This is a genomic window from Paraburkholderia tropica (assembly GCF_914484835.1).
In the GTDB taxonomy this organism is placed as follows: domain Bacteria; phylum Pseudomonadota; class Gammaproteobacteria; order Burkholderiales; family Burkholderiaceae; genus Paraburkholderia; species Paraburkholderia tropica_A.
In genome coordinates this window covers 162,871-165,036 of record NZ_CAJZAR010000041.1, presented here as the reverse complement: position 1 = coordinate 165,036, position 2,166 = coordinate 162,871, and the positions used below count along the sequence as shown (strand labels likewise).

General features: G+C 63.7%; 1 protein-coding gene. It reads right to left on the bottom strand.

From position 1 onward, the window contains the following. The coding region (locus LDO54_RS12030) for a beta strand repeat-containing protein (protein ID WP_436975557.1) at window positions 1-2,166 on the bottom strand (2,166 nt) is incomplete at both ends.

The following is a 2,166-nucleotide window of genomic DNA, read 5'->3' as shown; positions in this document are numbered from 1 at the left end:
CGGCCAGCTTGCCGTTGATGTTGGTGATCTGGCCTTGCATCGTCGTCACGTTGCCGGCGATGTTCGTCACCGTGCCCGTGAGGTTCGACACGTTCGTGTTCGTCGCGTACAGCTGCGAGCCGTTCACTGCGTCGGTGCTCGATGCCGAGACGTCGCCGTCCTTCACGTTGTGCAGCGCGACTGCCGAGCTCGCACCCGAACCACCCAAGGTCACCGAGTCATGCGCCGACGAGTCGTACAGCACTGCGTCCTGCAGCTTGCCGCTGATGCTCGTGATGTCACCAGCCAGGTTCGTCACGTCGCCAGCGAGGTTCGACACGTTCGTGTTGGTCGCGTACAGCTGTGCGCCGTTCACTGCATCCGTGCTCGATGCCGAGACATCGCCGTCTTTCACGTTGTGGATCGCCACCGGCGTCGTTGCGTCGGTACCGCCCAGCGTGATCGAGTCGTGTGCCGACGAGTCGTACGACACTGCATCGGCCATCTGGCCTTGCAGCGTGGTCACATTACCGGCGATGTTCGACACGTCACCGGCAATGTTCGTCACCGTGCCCGCGAGGTTCGACACGTTCGTGTTCGTGGCGTAAAGCTGCGAGCCGTTCACTGCGTCAGTGCTCGATGCCGAGACGTCGCCGTCCTTCACGTTGTGCAGCGCGACTGCCGACGAGGCACCCGAACCGCCCAGCGTCACCGAGTCGTGTGCCGACGTGTCGTACGACACCGCATCGGCCATCTGGCCTTGCAGCGTGGTCACGTTACCGGCGATGTTCGACACGTCACCGGCAATGTTCGTCACCGTGCCCGCGAGGTTCGACACGTTCGTGTTCGTCGCGTACAGCTGCGAGCCGTTCACTGCATCGGTGCTCGATGCCGAGACGTCGCCGTCCTTCACGTTGTGCAGAGCAACTGCCGAGCTCGCGCCCGAACCGCCCAAGGTCACCGAGTCATGCGCCGACGTGTCGTACAGCACTGCGTCCTGCAGCTTGCCGCTGATGCTCGTGATGTCACCAGCCAGGTTCGTCACGTCACCAGCGAGGTTCGACACGTTCGTGTTGGTCGCGTACAGCTGTGCGCCGTTCACTGCATCCGTGCTCGATGCCGAGACATCGCCATCCTTCACGTTGTGGATCGCCACCGGCGTCGTTGCGTCGGTACCGCCGAGCGTGATCGAGTCGTGCGCCGACGTGTCGTACGACACCGCATCGGCCATCTGGCCTTGCAGCGTGGTCACGTTACCGGCGATGTTCGACACGTCACCGGCAATGTTCGTCACCGTGCCCGCGAGGTTCGACACGTTCGTGTTCGTCGCGTACAGCTGCGAACCGTTCACTGCGTCGAGGCTCGATGCCGACACTTCGCCCGCTGCCACGTTGTGCAGCGCGACTGCCGACGAGGCACCCGAACCGCCCAGCGTCACCGAATCATGCGCCGACGAGTCGTACATCACCGCGTCGATCGCACCGCCACTGAGGTTCGTCAGTTGCGTGTAGATGTTCGAGATGTCGCCCGTGTTCTTCGTCACTTGCTTGTTGGTCGCGTACAGCTGCGAGCCGTGCACCGCGTCGGTGCTGCTGGACGTCACTTGACCCGCCGCGACGTTCGTCACCTGACGTTCAGCGCCTGCCGCGCCCATGCTCACCACGCCGGTCGGCGTCGTGCCTGCATAGGTGTACGTCGTGCCACCGATCACACCATTGGGCGTCGCCACAGCCGCAGCCGTGGTCGCGCCGTTGCCCAGCGCCACCGAGTTCGCCGTCGACGCATTCGCGCCGTTGCCGATCGCGATCGCGTTCGCTGCGCCAGCCGTTGCTACCGGACCAATCGCCGTCGAGTTCGTACCCGTCGCCACCGAATCGCCCAGCGACGAGTTCGTGTGGAAGTACTTGATACCGCCGCCGTTCACGATGTTGTTCACCGTGTTCGTGACGCTCGTGACGTTGTTGTTCGTCGCGTACAGCTGCGCACCGTTCACCGCGTCCGTGCTCGTCGACGACAACGTGCCTGCCGCCACGTTGCTCAGCTTCACGTTCGAGCTCGCGCCCGTGCCGCCCAGCGTCACCGAATTGTGTGCCGACGAGTCGTACATCACCGCATCGGCCAGCTTGCCGTTGATGTTGGTGATCTGGCCTTGCATCGTCGTGACGTTGCCGGCGATGTTCGTCACCG